The organism is Streptomyces sp. NPDC001868, assembly GCF_040297125.1.
Classification (GTDB): domain Bacteria; phylum Actinomycetota; class Actinomycetes; order Streptomycetales; family Streptomycetaceae; genus Streptomyces.
Genome location: NZ_JBEOYO010000014.1, coordinates 140,629 through 162,719, shown reverse-complemented (window position 1 = coordinate 162,719; position 22,091 = coordinate 140,629). Strand labels below are relative to the sequence as shown.

The 22,091-nt window shown below is 70.4% G+C and carries 16 protein-coding genes; 6 read left to right on the top strand and 10 right to left on the bottom strand.

Annotated elements, in window-relative coordinates:
• Position 1 precedes the first annotated feature (1 nt).
• On the top strand, positions 2–934 hold the full coding sequence (locus ABT147_RS19025) for an aminoglycoside phosphotransferase family protein (RefSeq protein WP_351407396.1): 933 nt from the start codon (positions 2–4) through the stop codon (positions 932–934).
• A gap of 111 nt (positions 935–1,045) precedes the next feature.
• Here ABT147_RS19025 and ABT147_RS19020 read toward each other — a convergent pair whose 3' ends face one another.
• The 6 genes from ABT147_RS19020 to dxr all read right to left on the bottom strand — a co-directional run bounded on the left by ABT147_RS19020 (position 1,046) and on the right by dxr (position 8,463).
• Positions 1,046–2,752, bottom strand: a complete 1,707-nt coding sequence (locus ABT147_RS19020) for a proline--tRNA ligase (RefSeq protein WP_351407394.1) — start codon at positions 2,750–2,752, stop codon at positions 1,046–1,048.
• A 100-nt stretch (positions 2,753–2,852) separates the two neighbouring features.
• On the bottom strand, positions 2,853–3,383 hold the full coding sequence (locus ABT147_RS19015; RefSeq protein WP_351407392.1) for a GNAT family N-acetyltransferase: 531 nt from the start codon (positions 3,381–3,383) through the stop codon (positions 2,853–2,855).
• 148 nt (positions 3,384–3,531) lie between these two features.
• Positions 3,532–4,386, bottom strand: a complete 855-nt coding sequence (locus ABT147_RS19010; RefSeq protein WP_351407390.1) for a GNAT family N-acetyltransferase — start codon at positions 4,384–4,386, stop codon at positions 3,532–3,534.
• A 181-nt stretch (positions 4,387–4,567) separates the two neighbouring features.
• The gene (ispG, locus tag ABT147_RS19005; protein WP_351407388.1) at positions 4,568–5,725 is read right to left on the bottom strand and encodes a flavodoxin-dependent (E)-4-hydroxy-3-methylbut-2-enyl-diphosphate synthase; all 1,158 of its coding nucleotides are present in this window, start codon (positions 5,723–5,725) and stop codon (positions 4,568–4,570) included.
• Positions 5,726–5,878: 153 nt separating this feature from the next.
• A complete protein-coding gene (locus ABT147_RS19000; RefSeq protein ID WP_351407386.1) occupies positions 5,879–7,183 on the bottom strand; it encodes a M50 family metallopeptidase in 1,305 nt (434 codons plus the stop codon).
• The gene (gene dxr, locus ABT147_RS18995; protein ID WP_351407383.1) at positions 7,180–8,463 is read right to left on the bottom strand and encodes a 1-deoxy-D-xylulose-5-phosphate reductoisomerase; all 1,284 of its coding nucleotides are present in this window, start codon (positions 8,461–8,463) and stop codon (positions 7,180–7,182) included. Before dxr ends, ABT147_RS19000 begins: the two co-directional genes overlap by 4 nt.
• Before the next feature lie 215 nt (positions 8,464–8,678).
• On the opposite strand from dxr, the gene ABT147_RS18990 reads away from it, so the two are divergent.
• Entirely contained in the window at positions 8,679–9,134 is a 456-nt protein-coding gene (locus ABT147_RS18990) for a lamin tail domain-containing protein (protein ID WP_351407497.1), read from the top strand.
• A 102-nt stretch (positions 9,135–9,236) separates the two neighbouring features.
• Here ABT147_RS18990 and ABT147_RS18985 read toward each other — a convergent pair whose 3' ends face one another.
• Together ABT147_RS18985 and ABT147_RS18980 are read right to left on the bottom strand one after the other, a co-directional pair.
• Positions 9,237–11,177: an acyl-CoA dehydrogenase family protein gene (locus tag ABT147_RS18985; RefSeq protein WP_351407381.1), complete on the bottom strand. Its 1,941-nt coding sequence runs from the start codon at positions 11,175–11,177 to the stop codon at positions 9,237–9,239.
• Between the two features lie 153 nt (positions 11,178–11,330).
• Entirely contained in the window at positions 11,331–12,140 is an 810-nt protein-coding gene (locus tag ABT147_RS18980; protein WP_351407379.1) for a GH12 family glycosyl hydrolase domain-containing protein, read from the bottom strand.
• A gap of 362 nt (positions 12,141–12,502) precedes the next feature.
• Here ABT147_RS18980 and ABT147_RS18975 point away from each other — a divergent pair, with 362 nt between their 5' ends.
• The 4 genes from ABT147_RS18975 (at position 12,503) to ABT147_RS18960 (ending at position 18,576) form a co-directional block, all read left to right on the top strand.
• Complete coding sequence (locus ABT147_RS18975; protein WP_351407377.1) at positions 12,503–13,516, top strand: LacI family DNA-binding transcriptional regulator; 1,014 nt, start codon at positions 12,503–12,505, stop codon at positions 13,514–13,516.
• A gap of 166 nt (positions 13,517–13,682) precedes the next feature.
• On the top strand, positions 13,683–15,734 hold the full coding sequence (locus ABT147_RS18970; RefSeq protein ID WP_351407374.1) for a glycoside hydrolase family 31 protein: 2,052 nt from the start codon (positions 13,683–13,685) through the stop codon (positions 15,732–15,734).
• A 455-nt stretch (positions 15,735–16,189) separates the two neighbouring features.
• The gene (locus tag ABT147_RS18965) at positions 16,190–17,245 is read left to right on the top strand and encodes an AI-2E family transporter (protein ID WP_351407495.1); all 1,056 of its coding nucleotides are present in this window, start codon (positions 16,190–16,192) and stop codon (positions 17,243–17,245) included.
• Positions 17,246–17,346: 101 nt separating this feature from the next.
• Positions 17,347–18,576 (top strand): sulfotransferase family protein, encoded by a 1,230-nt coding sequence (locus tag ABT147_RS18960; RefSeq protein ID WP_351407372.1) that lies wholly within the window; start codon positions 17,347–17,349, stop codon positions 18,574–18,576.
• A gap of 110 nt (positions 18,577–18,686) precedes the next feature.
• Here the strand turns inward: ABT147_RS18960 and ABT147_RS18955 are convergent, their stop codons facing one another.
• Entirely contained in the window at positions 18,687–21,158 is a 2,472-nt protein-coding gene (locus ABT147_RS18955; RefSeq protein ID WP_351407370.1) for a CBM35 domain-containing protein, read from the bottom strand.
• 112 nt (positions 21,159–21,270) lie between these two features.
• On the bottom strand, positions 21,271–22,089 hold the full coding sequence (locus ABT147_RS18950; protein WP_351407368.1) for a carbohydrate ABC transporter permease: 819 nt from the start codon (positions 22,087–22,089) through the stop codon (positions 21,271–21,273).
• Between the last annotated feature and the right edge of the window lie 2 nt (positions 22,090–22,091).

Below are 22,091 nucleotides of genomic sequence, written 5' to 3'. Positions count from 1 at the left end.
CATGGCACGCATGGCTTTCGAGGACTTCGAACCGCCGCAGCGGCTGGTGCGAGCGCTCGCCGAGACCCGGCGGCCGGGCGGCGGTGACGGGATCGGCGCGTGGCTGGAAACCCTCCCCGAGCTGCTGCAACAGGCCGTCGATCTACGCGAGTTGACCGTGGAGCGGGTGCAGGCACCCGGTGGTCGCAGCAGTCTGGTGCTGCTGGTGCGGATGATCGGCGACACCCCCGCCGTGCTCAAGCTGGCGCCCGAGCGGGCGCGGCCGGAGAGCGAGCGGGCGGCCCTCGCGCACTGGGACGGGCGGGGCGCGGTGCAGTTGCTCAATCCCGGGGACAGTGCCGGTGTGCTGCTGCTGGAGCGGCTGCGTCCCGATCTGTCGGTGCGGTCGCTGCCGGAGGCCAAGGCGCTGCTGGAGGCCGCGGCGACCTTGCGGCGGCTGTGGGTCGAGCCGCCCGAGGCACATGTCTTCGAGACCGTGGCCGAGCGGACGGGGCGGCAGGCCGAGGCCCTCCGGGCGGGCGCCGAGGAGGACTCCGAGGTTCGGGCGCTGGTCGACGCGGCTCTCGCGGTCCGTGCGGAGCTGCTGGGTTCCGCGCCCGAGGAGCGGTTGCTGCACGGGACGTTCCGGCAGAGCAAGGTGCTGGGCGGGGAGCGGCTGCCGTGGCTGGCCGTGGGGCCGGATCCGGTGGTGGGTGAGTGCGCGTTCGATCTGGCCCGGCTGGTGCGGGACCGGGTGGAGGACCTGATCGCGTCGCCGTCGGGAGCGGCGATCACTCGGCGGCGGGTGAAGAAGCTGGCCGAGTCGTTGGATGTGGATCAGGAGCGGTTGCGGGGGTGGACGCTGTTCCGGGCCGTGGAGTCGGGGGTGCGGGCCCGGCGGGTGGGGCGGCCTCGGGACGCGGAGCTGTTGCTGGAGTTCGCCGGATGGCTTTGAGCGGGCGGATGAGGAGCTGATCCGCAGTTCCCCGCGCCCCTACGGGGGTCCCCGACCGTAGAGGGGCGTTCTGCCACGTCCTACGGTCGGGGGAACGGTCTCTCTTCGAGGTCAGGCCGTGGTCAGGCGGGCGATCGCCTCGTCGACCGTCAGCTCCTCGCGCTCACCGGTGCGGCGGTCCTTCAGCTCCAGGACGCCCTCGGCGGAGCGGCGGCCGGCGACCAGGATCTTCGGTACGCCGATCAGCTCGGAGTCGGTGAACTTCACACCCGGGGAGACCCCGGCACGGTCGTCGACCAGGACGCGGAGGCCGGCGGCCCGCAGCTTCTCGGAGACGTCGAGGGCCAGTTCGGTCTGGAGGGCCTTGCCCGCCGCGACGACGTGGACGTCGGCCGGGGCGACCTCGGCGGGCCAGCACAGGCCCTTGTCGTCGGCGGACTGCTCGGCGAGGGCCGCGACGGCGCGGGAGACGCCGATGCCGTACGAGCCCATGGTGACGCGGACGGGCTTGCCGTGCTGGCCGAGGACGTCGAGCTTGAGGGCGTCGGCGTACTTGCGGCCGAGCTGGAAGATGTGGCCGATCTCGATGGCGCGGTCCAGCTTGAGGCCGGTGCCGCAGTTCGGGCAGGGGTCGCCCTCCTGGACGACCACGACGTCGACGTACGCGCCGACCTCGAAGTCACGGCCCGCGACGACGTTCCTGGCGTGCGTGGCGTCCTTGTTGGCGCCCGTGATCCAGGCGGTGCCCGGCGCCACACGCGGGTCGGCGATGTAGGTGACCTTCTCGCCCAGGCCCTGCGGGCCGACATAGCCGCGGACCAGGTCGGGGCGGCCCGCGAAGTCCGCCTCGGTGACCATCTCGACGACCGCCGGGGCGAAGTGCGCCTCGACCTTGCCCATGTCGACCTCGCGGTCACCGGGGACACCGACGGCGACGATCTCGCCGTCGACCTTCACGAGGAGGTTCTTGAGGGTGGCGGAGGCCGGGACGCCGAGGTGGGCGGCGAGGGTCTCGATGGTGGGGGTGTCCGGGGTCGGGATCTCTTCGAGCGCGGGGGCGTCGCCCGCGTCCACCGGCTTCAACTCGTAGGTGATCGCCTCGGTGTTGGCCGCGAAGTCGCAGTTCGGGCAGTCGGCGAAGGTGTCCTCGCCGGCGCCGGCCGGGGCCAGGAACTCCTCCGACTTCGAGCCGCCCATCGCGCCCGCCGTCGCCGCGCAGATGCGGTAGTCGAGGCCCAGACGCTCGAACACCTTCTGGTAGGCCTGGCGGTGCAGGGCGTAGGACTGGGCGAGGCCCTCGTCCTCGGTGTCGAAGGAGTACGAGTCCTTCATCAGGAACTCACGGCCGCGCAGGATGCCGGCGCGGGGGCGGGCCTCGTCACGGAACTTGGTCTGGATCTGGTAGAGGATCACCGGCAGGTCCTTGTAGGAGGACGCCTGGTCCTTCACGATCAGCGTGAAGATCTCCTCGTGGGTGGGGCCGAGGAGGTAGTCGCCGCCCTTGCGGTCCTGGAGGCGGAACAGCTCCGGGCCGTACTCGTCCCAGCGGCCGGTCGCCTCGTACGGCTCCTTCGGCAGCAGGGCGGGGAGCAGGACCTCCTGGGCGCCGATGGCGTCCATCTCCTCGCGGACGACGCGCTCCACGTTGGCGAGGACCTTCTTGCCGAGCGGCAGCCAGGTCCACACACCGGCGGCGGTGCGGCGGACGTAGCCGGCGCGGACGAGGAGCTTGTGGCTGAGCACCTCGGCGTCCGCCGGGTCGTCGCGCAGCGTCTTCGCCATCAACTGGGACATGCGCTGGACCGGTGCGTTCGCCATGGTTGTCGTACTCCTGCCGGGGTTGGGTGATGGCAGGAGGTTAGCCGGGGGGTGGGTGCCCGTGGAAATCCGGTGGGGGCGGTGGGGGGTGGTACGGCGGCTATCTGCGGCGCAGGGGCAGGTGGGCGCCCATCACGGCGTACGGCTTGGGGGCGCTGGGGAAGACGACCTGGCGGGCCAGGTCCGTATAGCCGAGGGAGCGGTACAGGCCGCGGGCCGGGCTGTCGACGTCGATCGCGGAGAGGATCGAGCGGGGTTCGGCCGCGCTGTCGGTGATGGTGGTGATCAGGGCGCGGCCGACGCCGTGGTTCTGGTGGCGGGGGTGGACGTGCAGTTCGGTGATCACGAACGAGTCGTCCAGCCAGTGCTCGTGGTGGAGGGCGCGGAGGTAGGGCTCCACGACGGTGGACCACCAGTGGGTGCGGTTGTTGGGCATGCCGTAGACGAAGCCCACGAGCCGTCCGGCGGTGGTGGCGCCCAGTGCCCGCGCCCCCGGGTAGGTCATGTGGCGGAGGACGATCTGGCGGCGGACGGCCACCTCGTCGGGGGCGAGTCCGAAGGCGATGGCTTGGACTGCGAGGGCCTCGTCTACGTGGGCGGAGAGGTCCAAGGGGCCGATGACGAGGTCCATGTTGCGGATGCTACAGGGGGGTTCGGGTTGTCTGCGGGGCGCGGGTTGTATGTGGCTGGTCGCGCCCACGCGGCGGAGCCGCATGTCGATACAGCCCCGCGCCCCTTCAGGGGCGCTCACCTTGCCCGGCGTTCACAAGTTTGCCCCCTCAGAACAGGACGCTCATGAAGGCGCCCACCTCTTGGAAGCCCACCCTCTGGTACGTGCGCCTCGCCGAGGTGTTGAAGTCGTTGACGTAGAGGCTGACGAGGGGGGCCACGTCGGCGAGGGCGTAACGGAGGACGGCTGCCATACCGGGGGCGGCGAGGCCCTTGCCGCGGTGTTCGGGGGCGACCCAGACGCCCTGGATCTGGCAGGCGTGGGGGGTCGCGGCGCCGATCTCGGCCTTGAAGACGACGCGGCCGTCGGGGCCGAGGCGGGCGAAGGAGCGGCCGGAGCCCACGAGTTCGGCGACGCGGGCCTGGTAGAGGAGGCCGCCGTCGCCGGCCAGTGGGGAGACGCCGACCTCCTCGGTGAACATCGCGACGCACGCCGGCATGATCGTGTCCATCTCGTCCTTGCGGATCCGGCGGACGTACGGGTCGGGGGTGACCTCGGCGGGGTCGGGGAGCCGGTCGGTGACCATGAGGGGCTGGTGGGAGCGGACCTCGCGGGCCGGGCCCCAGCTGGGTTCGAGGAGGCGCCACAGCTGGGCGGTGGGTTCGGCGGGGCCGACGACCGAGGAGCAGCGGCGGCCGGCCCGGCGGGCGCGGTCGGCGAAGGCGCGCACGGCGCGGGGGGTGGCGCAGATGGGGACGAGGTTGGCGCCGGCGTAGCAGAGGGAGGTGAGGGCGCCGTCCTCGTACCAGCCCCACATCTCGCCGCCGAGCCGCCAGGGGTCCAGGCCGGCGACCTGGACGCGGGACGTCACGAAGGCGTTCGCGACGGGGTCTCGGTCCAGGACGGCGAGTGCGGCGTCCAGGTCACTCGGTTCGAGGACCCTGGTGGTGGTCTGGGTCAACACGTGCGGGGGCCTCACCCTGGGGTCTGCGCTGGTCTCCGCACGATACCCTGCCGGGCTGTGCCGGGCGCCTCAGAGCTCGGGGGCGACTGTGTTTTGGCGGGTGCGGGTGCGTCGTGGCTGGTCGCGCAGTTCCCCGCGCCCCTGGAAGGGGGCCTGCGGCCCCTTCCAGGGAAGAGCGGGCTCAGCCCGCTACCGCCACCGTCGGTTCGCCCGAGGCGACTCCGTCCGCTTCCATCTGTTCGGCGATCTTCATCGCCTCTTCGATGAGGGTCTCTACGATCTTGGACTCGGGGACGGTCTTGATGACCTCGCCCTTGACGAAGATCTGGCCCTTGCCGTTGCCGGAGGCGACGCCGAGGTCGGCCTCGCGGGCCTCGCCGGGGCCGTTGACGACGCAGCCCATGACGGCGACGCGGAGGGGGACCTCCATGCCGTCGAGGCCGGCGGTGACTTCCTCGGCGAGCTTGTAGACGTCGACCTGGGCACGGCCGCAGGAGGGGCAGGAGACGATTTCGAGGCGGCGGGGCTTCAGGTTCAGCGATTCCAGGATCTGGTTGCCGACCTTGATCTCCTCGACCGGCGGGGCCGAGAGGGAGACGCGGATGGTGTCGCCGATGCCCTCGGAGAGCAGGGCGCCGAAGGCTACGGCCGACTTGATGGTGCCCTGGAAGGCGGGGCCCGCCTCGGTGACGCCGAGGTGGAGGGGGTAGTCGCACTGGGCGGCGAGCTGGCGGTAGGCGTTGACCATGACGACCGGGTCGTTGTGCTTGACCGAGATCTTGATGTCGCGGAAGCCGTGCTCCTCGAAGAGGGAGGCCTCCCAGAGGGCGGACTCGACGAGCGCCTCGGGGGTGGCCTTGCCGTACTTCTGCAGGAGGCGGCGGTCGAGGGAGCCGGCGTTGACGCCGATGCGGATCGGGGTGCCGTGGTCGTTCGCCGCCTGGGCGATCTCCCGGACCTTGTCGTCGAACTGCTTGATGTTGCCGGGGTTGACGCGGACGGCGGCGCAGCCGGCCTCGATCGCGGCGAAGACGTACTTCGGCTGGAAGTGGATGTCGGCGATCACCGGGATCTGCGACTTGCGGGCGATCGTCGACAGGGCGTCGGCGTCGTCCTGCGTGGGGCAGGCGACGCGGACGATCTGGCAGCCGGACGCCGTCAGCTCGGCGATCTGCTGCAGCGTGGCGCCGATGTCCGACGTACGCGTCGTGGTCATCGACTGGACCGACACCGGGGCGTCTCCACCGACCGCCACGGATCCGACCTGGATCTGCCGGCTCTTCCGACGCTCGGCGAGCTTGGTCGGAACGGACGGCATGCCGAGAGAAATCGCAGTCATCTGCTGTGCAACCCCAAGTTGTGGATCAGGATCGGTTCCCGGTACGGGCGGGCTCCAGGCTTCGAGATTACGGCACGGGCACGGGCCCGAGCACATCACCGTCCGGCCGGGCCCACCGCGTGAGTGTGCCCGGCCGCCGTGAACCACGGGTGTCTAGGAGATGCGCACCGGGTTCACGAGGTCCGCGATCAGCACCAGCAGGGTGAAGCAGACGAAGATGCCGGCGACCACGTACGCGACGGGCATCAGCTTCGCCACGTCGAACGGGCCGGGGTCGGGGCGGCGCAGCAGCTTCGCCGCGTTCCGGCGCAGCGACTCCCACAGGGCGCCCGCGATGTGCCCGCCGTCGAGCGGGAGGAGCGGGAGCATGTTGAACAGGAAGAGGGAGAGGTTGAAGCCGGCCAGCAGGATGAGGAAGCTGGCGAGCTGCTGGGTGGCGGGGATGTCCATGGTGAAGATCTCGCCGCCGACGCGGGCCGCGCCGACCACGCCCATGGGTGAGTCGGCCTCGCGCTCGCCGTCGCCGAAGGTGGCGTCCCACAGGGCCGGGACCTTGGAGGGCAGGGCGAGCAGGGACTCGACGCCGTTCTCCATCATGTCGCCCATGCGGTCGACGGAGTCGGCGAAGGAGAGCGGGACGATGCCGGTGGCGGGGGTGAAGCCGAACCAGCCGGCGGAGATGTACTTGTCCTCGACATAGCCGCCGTTGCCGTCGGTCTTGCTGACCTGGTTCTTCACCAGGGTGGCGGTGAGGGCGAGTTCCTTGCCGTCGCGGTCGACGGTGACGGTGACCTGCTTGCCGGGGTTGGAGCGGATGTCGGACTGCAGGGCGGCCCAGTCGTCGACGGGCTCGCCGTTGAAGGCGACGATCTTGTCGCCCGGCAGCAGGCCCGCTGCCTTGGCGGGGGCCTCCTCGTCGCCGGAGCGGCACTTGGAGCGGTTCTCACTGGCCTCGATGACGCAGTCCGAGACCTTGCTGACCGTGGTGGTCTGGGTCTGGGCGCCGAAGGTCATCATCACGCCGACGAAGATCACGACGGCCAGGACCAGGTTCATGAAGGGGCCGGCGAACATCACGATGACGCGCTTCCACGGCTTGCGCGTATAGAAGAGGCGGTTCTCGTCGCCGGGCTGGAGCTCGTCGAAGGAGGCCGCGCGGGCGTCCTCGATCATCACGCGCCACGGGGAGGTCGAGCGGGACTCGATCCGGCCGTCCGCGCCGGGCGGGATCATTCCGATCATACGGATGAAGCCGCCGAGCGGGATCGCCTTGACGCCGTACTCGGTCTCGCCCTTCTTCTTCGACCAGATGGTCGGGCCGAAGCCGACCATGAACTGGGGCACGCGGACACCGAAGAGCTTGGCGGTGGAGAAGTGACCCAGTTCGTGCCAGGCGATCGAGAACGCCAGGCCGATCACGAAGACCACTATGCCGAGGATGAACATCAGGGTCGTCATGCACGGGCCTCCGCGGTCGTCCGCTCGGTGGGTTTGGCTGTCGAAGTGGTCGAGGTGGTGAGCTCACGGGCCCTGGCGCGCGCCCAGGTCTCCGCTTCGAGGACGTCCGCCACGGTCAGGGAAGTTCCCGTTCCGGGGGTGCCGTGCTCCTCGACGACCCGGGTGACGGTCTCCATGATCGCGTTGAACGGGAGGCCGCCGTACAGGAACGCGTCGACGCACTCCTCGTTCGCCGCATTGAACACCGCCGGGGCGGTGCCCGCGAGCTGCCCCACATGCCGGGCGAGCCCGACCGACGGGAACGCGTCGTTGTCGAGGGGGAAGAACTCCCAGGTGGACGCCTTGGTCCAGTCGAAGGCGGGCGCGGCGTCGGGGACGCGCTGCGGCCAGCCGAGGCCAATGGCGATGGGCCCGCGCATGTCGGGGGGCGTCGCCTGGGCCATCGTCGATCCGTCCGTGAACTCAACCATCGAGTGGACATACGACTGGGGGTGCACGACGACCTCAATGCGGTCGAAGGGAATGTCGTAGAGGAGGTGCGCCTCGATGACTTCCAGGCCCTTGTTGACCAGGGTCGCGGAGTTCACGGTGATGACCGGGCCCATGGCCCAGGTGGGGTGCGCGAGGGCGTCGGCGGGCTTGACGTCCGCCAGTTCCGCCTTCGTACGGCCGCGGAACGGGCCCCCGGAGGCGGTGACGACCAGCTTGCGCACATCGGCCCGGGTGCCGGAGGCGAGGGCCTGGAAGAGGGCGGCGTGCTCGGAGTCGACCGGGATGATCTGGCCGGGCTCGGCCACCGCCTTCACCAGCGGGCCGCCGACGATGAGCGACTCCTTGTTGGCGAGCGCGAGGGTGCGGCCCGCCTCCAGGGCGGCGAGGGTCGGGGCGAGGCCGATGGAGCCGGTGATGCCGTTGAGCACGGTGTGGCCGTCGGAGGCGGCGAGGTGGGTGGCCGCGTCCGGGCCGACGAGGATCTCGGGAAGCGGCTCTCCCGCGCCGTACGCGGTGGCCAGTGCCTCGCGCAGCGCCGGTACGACGTCCTCGCGGGCGACGGCGACGGTCCGTACGCGCAGGCGGTGCGCCTGCTCGGCCAGCAGCTCCACCCGCCCTCCGGCGGCGGAGAGCCCGGTGACGCGGAAGCGGTCCGGATGGCGCAGGACGAGGTCGATGGCCTGGGTGCCGATCGAGCCGGTCGATCCGAGGATCACTACGTCCCGTACGCCGTCGACCGGGTCGAAGACGAGATGCGGATCGGCGAGAGGGGCTGGACTGTCGCTCATCCCTCCATTGTGGCCGCATCCGGTGTCGGGCCGGACCGCGCGCCCCCTTGTCGACCTACTTCGTGCGATGTGCCGTCGACGACGCGTTTTCTCCGTTTGTGAAGCACGCGTGAAGGTGGGGTGATATGACTTCTCCCCTGGCTGATCCGAAAGTCGTATCAGCTGATCGTCGGTGGATGACGACGATCTTGTACGAGGATCCTGGGGGGATCTCCATGCACAAGCGCATACGCGCCGCCCTGCCCGCGCTCGCCGGAGCCGTCGCGCTGAGCGGCACGTTGCTGAGCGGCCCGGCCGAGGCCGCGGGGGGCGTGGTCATCTACCGCGTGTACTTCGACAGCCCGGGCAAGGACACGCGGACGAACGCGCAGTACAACGGCGAGTGGGTGCAGATCAAGAACACGGGTTCGTCGGCGATCTCGCTCAAGGGCTGGGTGCTGAAGGACCTCGACAACCACAAGTACACGTTCCCGAACATCAAGATCGGGGCGAAGAAGTACATCAAGGTCCGCACCGGGTCGGGGACCGACACCTCCTCGACCAAGTACCAGAACCGCAAGGCCTATGTCTGGAACAACACCAGCGACACGGCGAAGCTGACGAAGGCGAACGGTTCGAAGGTGGATTCCTGCTCCTGGACGACTCGGGACGCCAGCGACAAGTACTGCTAGGCGCTGCGGGGGAGGGTCGTTCGTTGGCTGCGGGTCCGTCGTGGCTGGTCGCGCAGTTCCCCGCGCCCCCAAAAGCACCAGGGGCGCGGGGAGTTGTAACGGTCAGCGGATGCGGCGGTGGACGTTCTCCTTCGTGCTTTCGCCCGGGGTCGCGTCCGCGATCCAGGGGCCCTCGCCCGAGGGGTCGATGACGCCCTCCTCCAGCCATTCGTATGCGCCGCCGAGGACACCCTTGACCACCTTGCGGTCCAGGTCGTCCGTGTTGCTCCACAGGCGGCCGAAGAGTTCCTCGACGCGGATGCGGGACTGGCGGCAGAAGACGTCGGCGAGCTGGTAGGCCTCGCGGCCGTGGTCGCCGGTGGTGCGCAGGAGTTCGGCGCGTACGACGGCCGCGCTCATCGCGAAGAGTTCGGCGCCGATGTCGACGACCCGGCCCAGGAAGCCCTGCTTGGTCTCCATCCGGCCCTGCCAGCGGGACATGGCGTAGAAGGTGGAGCGGGCGAGCTTGCGGGCGTTGCGCTCGACGTAGCGCAGGTGGGTGGCCAGGTCGGGGTGGCCCGCGGGGTGGAAGTCGCCGTAGGTGCGCGGGAGTTGGCCCGGTCCCGCGACCAGTTTGGGCAGCCACTTCGCGTAGAAGACGCCCGCGTTCGCGCCCGCCTTCGCCTTGTCGGAGAGGGACTTGTCCGGGTCGATGAGGTCGCCGGCCACGGAGAGGTGGGCGTCGACGGCCTCGCGGGCGATCAGCAGGTGCATGATCTCCGTGGAGCCCTCGAAGATCCGGTTGATGCGCAGGTCGCGCAGGATCTGCTCGGCGGGGACGGCCCGTTCGCCGCGTGCCCGGAGCGAGTCGGCCGTCTCGAAGCCCCGGCCGCCGCGGATCTGGACCAGTTCGTCGGCGATCTTCCAGCCCATCTCGGAGGCGAAGAGCTTCGCGAGGGCGCCCTCGATGCGGATGTCGTTGCGGTCCTCGTCGGCCATCTGGGAGGAGAGGTCGAGGACCGCTTCCAGGGCGAAGGTCGTCGCCGCGATGAAGGAGATCTTCTGACCGACCGCCTCGTGGTGGGCGACCGGCTTGCCCCACTGCTCACGGGCCGCCGACCACTCGCGGGCGATCTTCAGACACCACTTGCCGGCGGCCACGCAGGACGCCGGGAGCGAGAGCCGGCCGGTGTTGAGGGTGGTGAGGGCGATCTTCAGGCCCGCGCCCTCGGGGCCGATACGGTTCGCGGCGGGGACCCGGACCTGGTGGAAACGGGTGACGCCGTTCTCGATGCCGCGCAGGCCCATGAAGGCGTTGCGGTTCTCGACGGTGACACCGGGTGAGTCGGACTCCACGACGAACGCGGTGATGCCGCCCTTGTGTCCCTCGGACTTGGGCACCCGCGCCATGACGACCAGGAGGTCGGCGACCACGCCGTTCGTCGTCCACAGCTTCACGCCGTCGAGGATGTAGTCGTCCCCGTCGGGCACCGCGCTGGTGGCGAGCCGGGCCGGGTCGGAGCCGACGTCGGGCTCGGTGAGGAGGAAGGCGCTGATGTCGGTGCGGGCGCAGCGGGGAAGGAACTTCTCCTTCTGCTCGGGGGTGCCGAACAACTTCAGCGGCTGCGGTACGCCGATCGACTGATGCGCCGAGAGCAGCACGCCGATCGCCGGGCTGGCCGAGCCGGCCAGGGCGAGCGCCTTGTTGTAGTACACCTGGGTGAGGCCGAGACCGCCGTACTTGGGGTCGATCTTCATGCCGAGGGCGCCGAGTTCCTTGAGGCCGTTGATGACCTCGTCGGGGATACGGGCCTCGCGCTCGATCAGGGCGCCGTCGACCTTCGTCTCGCAGAAGGCGCGGAGCTTGCTCAGGAACTGCTCGCCGCGCCGGACGGCCTCGTCCGTGGGCAGGGGGTGGGGGTGGATGAGGTCGAGGCGGAACCGGCCCAGGAACAGTTCCTTGGCGAAGCTGGGCTTGCGCCAGGCCTGCTCCCGCGCGGCCTCCGCCACCTGGCGGGCCTCACGTTCTGTGACGACGGGCTTCTTGAGGGGTGGGGCGGACATGAGGCTCACCTCGCCGCGAATCGGGATCTTGTACCGGATGGGTACCTGATTGGTTACCGATGGGTGCTACTCGATCGTTGGTACCCGATTCGGGGTGACCCCGCCACCCCTCGCGTGCGCGCCGGCACCCTCCGGCCGGCGCTCACGGCACCCTCAGCCGATGTTCACCGAGTACGCCTTGGTGTCCAGGCGGCCGGTTCCCTTGAAGACCTCGGTGCCCGCCTCGATGCCGGAGACGTACTTGTCGTTGCTCAGCAGCTTGCGGCGGACGAGTGCCTGCGTGAAGTCGTCGAGGTTCAGGGTCGCCCTGGTGGTGTTGGTGCGGCGGACGAAAGAGAACACCTTCCAGCCGATGTCACCGGTATAGATGTCCCACATCGCCCCGCCGAGGCTGACGCTGCCGTACTTGGTGCCGAGCGGGCCGGCGCCGCCCTGCCGGTTGAGCCAGATCATGACCTCGTCGGTGGGCCTGTCCTGCCAGTCCGCGGTGTTCTTGGAGTGCAGCCACAGGTCGTAGGCGACGTTCATGGTGCCGGGGTTCGAACCGACCGAGAACTCCCAGCTGGTCTTCACCGGCTTGCGGGCGCCCACCCGGATGGGCAGCTGCGTCGCCGCCCTGTCGACCTTCCAGCCCCAGTGCCAGCCGAGCACGCTGCTCGCGTACGACTTCACGTCGTAGTCCTTGCCCGTCGCGCTGTTGGCCAGGCTGTAGCTGGTCCCCCACGAGATGGTGGAGCCCGACCGGGAGTTGTCCCAGACGCACTGGGTGCCGGTGGCCTTCTCCCGGTTCCAGACGTTGTTGTTCACGTAGTACTTACCGAGCGTGATCGTGTCGAAGTCCGTGCACTTCCTGGCCTCCTCCCCCGCCATCGCCACGGTCACGGAGGCCCCGACCGCGAGCGCGGTGACAACGGCCGCGCCGATCTTGGCGGTACGGGTCAGTCGGGGGCGGCGGTGCTGCATGGGCGGTTCCTTCCGGGGGCGGTGCGTACGGGTGCTGGTCGCCGCCGGGGAGCACGAAGGTTGCCGTGCGGTTCTAAGCTGAGATCCGGGCGCCTTCGAGGAGACGCCCCCACCCGCCCACCCAGGGGCGCGGGGCTGTATCGATGTGCGGCTCCGCCGCGTGGGCGCGAGAAGCCCCCACTCACCCGCACCCGCCGAAACAAGCTCCCCCACCCCTCCCCCTGGGCGCCCGGCGAATAATCGAAGCGCTTCGACAACCTATGGACACCCACCCACCGCCGAGCTACTGTCGAGCCACCCTCACTCGCCCTTGTTCAGAGATAGCGCGCTGTCGAAGCGCTTAAACACGCTTGGAGAGCTGGATGGTCACCCTCGCCGAGGTCGCCCAGCACGCCGGAGTCTCGGCGAGCACGGTGAGCTATGTCCTCAGCGGCAAGCGGTCCATCTCCGCGGGCACCCGGCAGCGGGTCGAGCGGAGCATCCAGGAGCTCGGCTACCACCCGAACGCGGGGGCCCGCGCCCTGGCGAGCAGCAGGTCGAACATCGTCGCCCTGATGGTCCCGCTGCGCACCGACATGTACGTACCGGTGATGATGGAGATCGCCATCGCGGTGGCCACCACGGCCCGTACGTACGGCTACGACGTGCTGCTGCTCACCGGCGAGGAGGGCCCCGACGCGGTGCGCCGCGTCACCGGCAGCGGGCTCGCCGACGCGATGATCCTGATGGACGTGGAGCTCGACGACGAGCGGCTGCCGCTGCTGCGCGGCACCGACCAGCCGTCGGTACTCATCGGACTGCCGGCCGACACCAGTGGGCTGACCTGCGTCGACCTCGACTTCGGGGCGACGGGCGCGCTGTGCGTGGAGCATCTGGCGATGCTCGGCCACCGCGACATCGCCGTCATCGGCGAGGCACCCGCGGTGTACGAACGGCACACCGGTTTCGCCGAGCGCACCCTCGACGGACTCCGGTCCAGGGCACGGGAGTTGGGCCTGCGCGTGCTGCACCGCCCGTGCGAGGGCGGCTACGACGCGATGGCCGCGACCCTGGCCCGGATCTTCGACGAACGGCCCGGCACCACGGGGGTCGTCGTCCAGAACGAGTCCGCCGTGGAACCGCTGCTCGCGCTGCTGCGGCAGCAGGGGCGCGCGGTGCCGGAGGACGTCTCGGTGATCGCCGTCTGCCCGGACCAGGTCGCCGTGCAGGCCTCGGTGCGGCTGACGTCCGTGGCCATCCCCGCCCAGGAGATGGGCCGGCGGGCCGTGGAACAGCTGATCGCCAAGCTGGAGGGCCGGGACACCGACGAAGTGGTGCTCCTCGCCCCCGAGTTGACGGTCCGCGCGAGCACCGGGCCGCTGTCCACCCACGACTGAGCCCACGTCGTCCGCCGACCGTCGCACGCCGGGTGCCGCCGGGCACACCGACCGCCGTGGGAAAGCCGCCGTACGGAAGCCGCCGTACGGCGACCTCATCCCCCCTCCTGCCTCCTTCCCGTGTTCCTCCTGCCTTCCTTCACCCCTCCCTTCCAGGAGACCTCTCGTGAATCAGCCTGCCGAGAACCAGACCCCGACGGGTGCGGTCAGCCTCGCCCAGTCCTCCCCCACCGTCGGTACGTTCCGTGAGCGGGACGGTGCCCTGGAGTGGAGCGGACGCCAGGAGACCCTGCGGATCGAGCCCTGGGGCCCCGACGCGGTCCGGGTCCGCGCCCGCCTCGGCGGCCCGGTCCTCGACGGGCTGCCGGGCGCCCTGCTCGACGAGCCGGAGTCCACCGAGAGCAGCGTCAAGATCGAGGACGGTCTGGGGCGGCTGACCGTCGGCGCGCTCACCGTCGAGGTCGACGCCGAGGGCCTGATCCGGTACAGCCGTACGGCCGACGGGAGCGAGCTGCTGGCGGAGGAGCGCGCCCACTTCTGGTGGCCGGGCTCGCGCCTCTACACCGCCGTCGGCAACGGGTACCACCGCCTGGAGCAGCGGTTCGCCGCGTACGACGACGAGAAGCTGTACGGCCTCGGGCAGCACCAGCACGGGCGGCTCGACCAGAAGGGCCTGGTGCTCGACCTGGTCCAGCGCAACGCCGAGGTCGGTATTCCGGTGCTCACCTCCAGCCGGGGCTACACCCTGCTGTGGAACAACCCGGCGATCGGCCGTGTCGAGCTGGCCGGGAACGGCACCCGGTGGGTCGCGGACTCGGCCCGGCAGATCGACTACTGGATCACCGCGGGCGACCCGGCCGACGCGCAGCGCCGCTACAGCGCGGCGACGGGCCGTACGCCGATGCTGCCGGAGTGGGCGGCCGGGTTCTGGCAGTGCAAGCTGCGCTACCGCACCCAGGACGAGCTCCTCGCGGTGGCACGGGAGTACAAGCGGCGGGGGCTGCCCCTCGACGTCATCGTGTGCGACTTCTTCCACTGGACGCATCTGGGCGACTGGAAGTTCGACCTGAGCGAGTGGCCCGACCCCGCCGCCATGGTCCGGGAGCTGGACGAGCTGGGCGTCAAGCTGGTGGTGTCCGTGTGGCCGTCGGTGTCGCCGCTGAGCGAGAACCACCATGTGATGGAGCAGCGCGGGTACTTCATCGGCACGCAGTACGGCCCGATGGCGCACGCCGACTGGCCCGACAAGGAGGTCGCCTCGACGGTCCAGGTGGCCTTCTACGACGCGACGAACCCGGAGGCCCGGGAGTTCGTGTGGTCGCGGGTGAAGGAGAACTACCTGGAGCCGTACGGCATCAAGGCGTTCTGGCTGGACGCCTGCGAGCCGGAGATCAAGCCGGGCTTCCAGGAGAACCTGCGCTACTGGGCGGGGCCCGGTCTGGAGGTCGGCAACATCTACCCGGCCGAGAGCGCCCGCACCTTCTACGAGGGGCTGAGGGCGGCCGGTGAGGAGGAGATCGTCTCCCTCAACCGGTCCGCGTGGGCGGGCAGTCAGCGGTGGGGGGCCGCGCTGTGGTCCGGTGACATCGGTACGGACTTCCCGACGCTGCGGCGGCAGATCGCGGCGGGGCTCAACACGGCGTTGTCCGGCATCCCCTGGTGGAACACCGACATCGGTGGGTTCCACGGAGGCGACCCCGACGATCCGGCGTACCGCGAGGTGATGGTGCGCTGGTTCCAGTTCGGCGCGTTCTCGCCGCTGATGCGGCTGCACGGGTTCCGTGAGCCCGGTATGCCGTTGGGGCCGGACATGACCGGGGGGCCCAACGAGGTCTGGTCGTACGGGGAGGAGGCCGGGGCGATCCTGGAGGGGTACCTGCGGCTGCGGGAGCGGTTGAAGCCGTATGTGCTGCGGGTGATGCGGGAGGCCCATGAGGAGGGGCTGCCGGTGATGCGGCCGCTGTTCCTGGAGTTTCCGGAGGACGCGGGGGCGTGGGCTGTGGACGACGCGTATCTGTTCGGGCGGGATGTGCTGGTGGCGCCGGTGTTGGAGGCGGGGGTCACTCGGTGGACGACGTATCTGCCGGCGGGGGCTCGGTGGACCGATGCGTGGACCGGGGAGACGTATGAAGGGGGTGCGGCCGTGACTGTGGATGCGCCTCTGGAGCGGATTCCGGTGTTTCTGCGGGACGGGGTGTCGTTGCCGATCGCTGAGTAGGTGCTCGGTGTGGGGGCTGGGGCGGGGGGGCCGCTGCTCGGCGGTTGCGAGGTGGGGCCTGTGCTGGTCGTGGCGGAGCGGCTGCTGCTGCCCTGGGTGCGGGAGACCACCTCGCCGCGGTAGCGCGCCGCCGGGCGGACCGGCCGGATCAGCGTTCGCCGGCCGGGTCTACGCTATGGCGCCACGGCCATCCCATGATCCTCAGGGGGTGTGCGCGACCTCTGAGTGAGTGGAGATGACCGGCGATGAACAGCCGTACGGGAGACTCTCGCGGAATCCGCGGGGGACGGCCGGGCCGTAGGGGCGGGCCCGCGCGCAGACCTGTCGGACGGGTCCATCGGACGCGTACGACGATACGGACGACCGGCGCGTACGTGGAGGTGCCGAGGCCGGTCGCGCCGGCGGACGGGGGCGTTCCCCCTGGGTTCCTGCCGGGGCCCGCGCGGCACATCGCCGTGTGGAGCGCGCTGACGCTGCTGGTGACCGGTGTCGTGTCCGTGGGCGTGTGGATCTGTGTGACGTTCCAGACGGCGGTCACGCCGGTGCTGATCGCACTGCTCGGTACGGCGCTGCTCGGCCCGCTCTACCGGCGGCTGGTGGCGATGAAGTTCAACAAGTCCCTGGCCGCCGGGCTGACCTGTGCGGCCGTGATCGTGGTGATGGGCGGGGCCGCGTACATCGTGGTCTCCGCGCTGATCGACACCGGGGACCAGATCATCTCCTCGCTCAGGGACGCGGCGAAGTCGCTCAGTGAGGAGTTCGGGTTCGCGGGGACCTCGCTGGACGATCTCGCGAAGAACGCGAAGGAGCTGATGTCGAAGTTCGGCGGCACCGCGGCCTCCGGCGTGCTCACCGGGGTCAGCGCGGTCAGTGAGTTCGTCGCGATGGCGGTCCTGGCGATGCTGCTAATGTTCTTCTTCCTGCGCGACTCCGACAAGGCGGTCGCGTCCCTGCACTCGTTCGCGCCGCGCGGCAGCGGGGACACCCTGGAGGTGATGGCCCGGCGCGCGTTCCGGGCGATCGAGGGCTATATGCGGGGGACGACGCTCATCGCCTTCATCGACGGTGTCTGTATCGCCATCGGACTGCTGATACTCCAGGTACCGGGGGCCGTCGGCCTGGGCGCGCTGGTGTTCGTCGGTGCGTACATCCCGTATCTGGGCGCGTTCCTGTCGGGTGCGGTGGCGATCCTGGTCGCGTTCGCGGACCGGGGTCTGGTGACGGCGCTGTGGGCGGTCGGTGTCGTCTTCGCGGTGCAGATCCTGGAGGGGAACGTGCTCCAGCCGATGATCCACAGCCGGACCGTGCAGATGCACCCGGCGGCGATCCTGCTGGCCCTCACGGCGGGCGCCTCCATCGCCGGCATCCTCGGCATGCTCCTCGCGGTGCCGCTCACGGCGGCGGTGTCCGGGGTGCTGTCGGAGCTGCGGGCCCGGTACGGGGACGGGGCGGGGGCAGGGGCGGCGACCGCACCCCCGGGGACGGCCGAGGTGGCCCGCGCGGCAGGATGATCACCGGCGGTGCGTCCGGACCGGGCGGCGCCCTCGCTCCGGCGAAGCCGGAGGGGCTGGGCTTCACCGCCGGAACCGGACCCGCGTCGAAGGGAAGCCCGATGTCCGCCACTCCCGTCCCCCTCAAGCTGGCCAATCTGTTACTCCGGCCGACGCTCGGCTCCCGCCGGGACCCCGACCGGGTGTTCGACCGGATCGCCGCCAAGGCCGCGCGGGAGGGCGGGGACGGGAGCGGAGAGGGTCACGGGCAGGGTGTCGGGAGCGGGGACGAGGAGTTCGTCGAGGGCTTCCGGTTCCTGCTGCGGGAGTGGGCGAAGGACGAGGGACTCGGCCCGGTCGGCTGGCAGTCCGCGCAGGCGCACGTCCGCAGACACCTCACCAACCGGGCCCGGTTCCGGCGGCTGATCGCCGAGAACCCGGCCATCGCGGAAGAGCCCGTCGAGAAGCCCGTGTTCGTGGTCGGTCTGCCGCGCACCGCCAGCACCCTCACCCACGGGGTGCTCTCCCTCTCGGACGACCACCGCTGCCCGCTGCTCTGGGAGTTGCTGGCCCCCGATCTCGAACCCTCGCCCGAGGAGCGGCGCAAGCGGATCACCACCGCGCGCCGCGTGCTCGACGGCAGCCATCTGCTCAGCCCGCGCTTCCGCGACATCCACCCGATGACCGCCGAGGGCCCGGAGGAGTGCACGTTCCTCCTGCCGCACGCCCTGGTGCCGCTGTCCCAGGCCCACATACCCGCCTACCACGCCTGGCACTTCGAGCGCGATTTCGTGCCCGACTACCGCCATCTCAAGCGGGCGTTGCAGGTCCTCCAGTACGGTCGTCCGCGCCGCCGCTGGGTCCTCAAGTCCCCCTTCCACACCGGGAATCTGGACGCGCTGATCAAGGTGTTCCCCGACGCCACGCTGGTGTGGACGCACCGCGACCCGGCGGCCGCCGTCGCGTCCTTCTGCAGCCTGGTCGAGGTCGGCATGGTCACCTCCCGGCGCGAAGTCGACCCGCACGGGCTCGGCGCGACCTGGCTCGACCTGCTCAGCCGGTCGGTCCAGCGGGGCCTCGCGGCCCGGGCCGGCATGCCCCGGGAGGCGGTGGTCGACGTGCCGTACTCCTCGCTCGGCGCCGACCCTGCCGCGGGCGCCCCGAAGCTGTACGACGCCATCGGGGCCCGCTGGACCGAGGCCGACGCCGCCCGGCTCCCGGCGGCCGCCACCCGCTCCAAGGGCAGCCGCCCCCACCGCTACGACCTGGCCCGCTACGGCCTCACCCCGGCCGACATCGAGTCCGCGTTCGCCGACTACAACGCGCTGCGGGCCGAGGTCGACCGGGCCTGACGGGACCGGAACGACACGGGCCTCGGCCACCGGTACGCACTACCGGTGGCCGAGGTCCGAGGGTGTCCCAGGGGCCGTGGCCCGGGGTCGGCCTGATCCGAACGCCAGGCCTAGCCGACGACCCGGCCCACCTCGATCCGGTCGATGTTCGGCGCCCAGGCGCCCGCGTTGCCGAAGGTCACCTTGTTGGCGCCCTTCTTCAGGTCGACCGGGACGCCGACGGTCCAGTAGTCGTCCCAGCCCCAGGTGTTCTTGAAGGTGACCTTGCGCGGCTCGCCGTCCCCGACCGTGATGTCCGCCGTACGGGACATGATGTCCGTGTTGTAGGCGTGGCCGTTGTCGCGGCGGTCGTTGTGCGCGTAGTGGACGACCAGGACGTAGCGGCCCTTGGTGGGGGCGTTCACCGTGAACTCGGCGGTGCTGGCGGCGCTGTTGCCGAGCCAGCCGATGTACGAACCGGCCGAGGCGTACGGGGAGTCGACCAGCTTGGCCCCGCCCGCGAGCGTGGCCGCGGCGCCCTCGTACGCGAGCGTGCCGGTGGTCGAGCCCGCGCCGGTGACGTCGAGGGCGCGGACGGCGGTGTGCTTGGCGGTCGCGGTGATCCGGTTGTTGCCCGCCACGAGGTACAGCCGCAGCGGCCGGTCGGGCACCGCGGCCACCGACTGCCCGTGCAGGGCGAGCTTCACCGGCGCCGACGCCCGGGGCACCACCCGGTAGTAGCCGTCGCTCGGGGCGTACACGTCGAAGACCGCCTTGTCGCCGGAGCGCAGCACGAGCGCGCCGGTGCCGACACCGGCCGAGGACGAGTAGTCGTACGACGGCCTGCCGCTGATGTCGGCGAGGGTGGCCTCGTAGGAGGCGGCGGGGTCGCCGGTGCGGGCGGTGAGGTCGATCCGGTCGAGGGTGACCTCGGTGTTGCCCTTGGAGAGGGTCAACTGGTGTGTACCCGCCGAGAGTTGGACGGTGACGTCCTTCTTGGCGCGGTAGGTCCAGTTCTCGGTGGAGGGGTAGGTGACCGTGACCGGGTCGCCGCCGTCGACGATCAGCTTCTGGGTGGCCGGGGTCCCGGACTGGTTGCCGTACAGGATCGCCAGGTCGTACGTGCCGTCCTTCGGCACCGACACCGTGAAGTCGACCTTGCTGCCGGCCTGGTTGAGCGAGCCGACGTCCTTGGTGCCGGAGGCCGCGTAGCCGTTGGCGTTGCTGACGGTGCCCTGGGTGTAGACCTTGCCGTCGGTGATGGCGGCGTCCTCGGCCTCGTAGGAGGCGGTCCAGGGGACGGACGGGGTGGCCGGGGTGCCGGCGCCGCCCGGGGTGAGGACGATGCGGTAGGCCGACATCTTGTGCAGGCCGCGCAGCGGCACGGTCACCGTGCCGTCGTCGGCGATCTTCACCTTGGTACGGGAGAGGACGTGCGGGGTGGCGTGCTGGCCCTCGTAGCCGGACCAGGCGGCCTCGGCGACGGTCGCGGTGACCGTACGGCCGAAGAGGGACCGGGGGACCTTCCGGAACACGACGTCCGTGTCGGCGGCCGAGCCGCCGAGCAGGACCTGGGCCTGGCGGCGGGAGGCGTCGAGGGAGGCCAGACCCTGGAGCGTGTCGATGGTGTCGGCCTGCGGCGGGGTGACCTTGACGGTGTCACCGGTCAGGCCGGCGTACCAACGGAAGAACCACCAGCCGCCGTTGGGGATGTTGGAGCGGACGACGTTGCCGTCCATGTTGCCCGCCGCGTCCCAGTAGGCCTGGTTGGCGTACACCTTGTTCCGCTCGAACATCGAGACCCACTGGACGAGTTGGCCGGGGACGGAGAGGTCGCGGCGGTTGGCGTACTCGTCGATGTTGATCGTGAGGGGCTCGATGCCCAACTGCCGTTCGATCGCGCGGTAGTTGTCGTAGTGGCCCTGGAAGTCCTTGAGCGAGCCGGAGCCCAGCTCGTGCCAGGTCATGATCTGGGGCAGGACGTTCTCGCGCTTGGCGAAGGTGAGGAAGTCGGTGATCAGGCGGGTGTGGTAGCCGGACTCGTTGGGGCCGGCGATGCGCGCGTCGGGGTCGATGGCGCGGATGCGGTGGAAGACCGTCTTCCAGTCCTTGAGGAACCGGTCGCGGTTGGCCTCGTACTCGGCGGGGTCGGAGGCGTTGAGTCCGTACCAGATCAGGTCGGGCTCGTTGAACGGGATGTAGACGAAGCGGTCGCTGTTCGGGTCGGCCGAGACCTCCTTGACGATCTTGTCGACCTTGGGGAGGTAGTCGTCGATGCCGAGGTCGTCGTACGGCCACTTGGGATAGATGTCCTGCATCATCACCAGGACCTCGCCGCCGCCGTTGCGGAAGAACGACTTGGAGACGGTGAGCGCGTCGCCGTTGGGGTGCTGGGCACCGCCCTCCGGTTTCTGCGAGATGCTGGTGATCTTCAGCGGGGCGAGGGCCGCGTCGCTGGGCACCCCGTCGTCGCTGAGCCCGTACAGCGCGCCGTTGGCTCCGCGCAGGACCGGGCCCTCGGAGGCCGAGAGGTCGACGGTGAGGCGCTGCGGATCGGCGGCTGCCGCCGCGGACGATCCGGTGGCGGGGAGGGTGCCTGCCATGACGGTGACTCCAAGTAGTGCTGTGACCAGGGCAGTTCTCGTTCGGGACCTGGTCCGGTTCCGGGTGCGGGCTCTCGTGCGGGTGGGGGTGATCACGCGGCTGGACCTCCGGTCATTTGACGGCTCCACTGGTGATTCCGGACACGATCTTTCGCTGGCCGACGAGGAAGACGGCGACCATCGGCAGGCTCATCACCACGACGTACGCGAAGACGAGATGCCAGTTGTTGAGGTAGAGCTGGGCGCTGGCGACCTTGTAGAGGTTGAGCGGGAGGGTCGCCCGGTCGCCGCCGCCTAGGACGAAGAAGGCGTAGAAGATGTCGCTCCAGGCGTAGAGCATCACCATGATCGTCGCGGTGGCGATGACGGGCCGGAGGAGGGGGAGGACGATCCGGACGAAGATCCGGAACGGCTTCGCGCCGTCGATGCGGGCCGCCTCCTCCAGTTCCATGGGGATGGCGCGGATGAAGCCCGTCATGAAGAAGATCGAGGTGGACAGGTACATCCCGGTGTAGACGGCGATCATTCCGGGCCGGGTGCCCGCGAGGCCGAGCTGCCGCAGCTCCATCACGATGGTGATGACCGCCGGCGGCAGCAGCAGCCCGCTGATGCACAGCGCGTACGCCGTCGAGACCAGCCTCGACTTGCGGCGGGCGAAGACCCAGGCGGCGCCCGCGCCGAGGATCAGCACGAGGAGCACCGAAGGGACCACGACGAGCAGGGAGTTGAGGAGGCCGCGCAGCATCTCGCCCTGGGCGACGGCGTCGTCGTAGTTGGCCCCTGGCTGCCACTGCTCCGGCAGGTCGAGGTTCGGCTTGATGGCCTCCGCCTGCGGTTTGGCGGAGGTGACGAGGACCAGCCAGAGGGGGACGCCGACGGCGAGCCCGGCGATGAGGAGGACCAGGGCCGGGCGGCCGTATCTCCAGGCCACGG

Bases quoted from the DNA above. Each gene is read 5' to 3' on its own strand.
- ABT147_RS19025 (WP_351407396.1), top strand. From the start codon at position 2: ATGGCACGCATGGCTTTCGAGGACTTCGAACCGCCGCAGCGGCTGGTG.
- ABT147_RS19020 (WP_351407394.1), bottom strand. From the start codon at position 2,752: ATGGCGAACGCACCGGTCCAGCGCATGTCCCAGTTGATGGCGAAGACG.
- ABT147_RS19015 (WP_351407392.1), bottom strand. From the start codon at position 3,383: ATGGACCTCGTCATCGGCCCCTTGGACCTCTCCGCCCACGTAGACGAG.
- ispG (WP_351407388.1), bottom strand. From the start codon at position 5,725: ATGACTGCGATTTCTCTCGGCATGCCGTCCGTTCCGACCAAGCTCGCC.
- ABT147_RS19000 (WP_351407386.1), bottom strand. From the start codon at position 7,183: ATGACGACCCTGATGTTCATCCTCGGCATAGTGGTCTTCGTGATCGGC.
- dxr (WP_351407383.1), bottom strand. From the start codon at position 8,463: ATGAGCGACAGTCCAGCCCCTCTCGCCGATCCGCATCTCGTCTTCGAC.
- ABT147_RS18990 (WP_351407497.1), top strand. From the start codon at position 8,679: ATGCACAAGCGCATACGCGCCGCCCTGCCCGCGCTCGCCGGAGCCGTC.
- ABT147_RS18985 (WP_351407381.1), bottom strand. From the start codon at position 11,177: ATGTCCGCCCCACCCCTCAAGAAGCCCGTCGTCACAGAACGTGAGGCC.
- ABT147_RS18980 (WP_351407379.1), bottom strand. From the start codon at position 12,140: ATGCAGCACCGCCGCCCCCGACTGACCCGTACCGCCAAGATCGGCGCG.
- ABT147_RS18975 (WP_351407377.1), top strand. From the start codon at position 12,503: ATGGTCACCCTCGCCGAGGTCGCCCAGCACGCCGGAGTCTCGGCGAGC.
- ABT147_RS18960 (WP_351407372.1), top strand. From the start codon at position 17,347: ATGTCCGCCACTCCCGTCCCCCTCAAGCTGGCCAATCTGTTACTCCGG.
- ABT147_RS18955 (WP_351407370.1), bottom strand. From the start codon at position 21,158: ATGGCAGGCACCCTCCCCGCCACCGGATCGTCCGCGGCGGCAGCCGCC.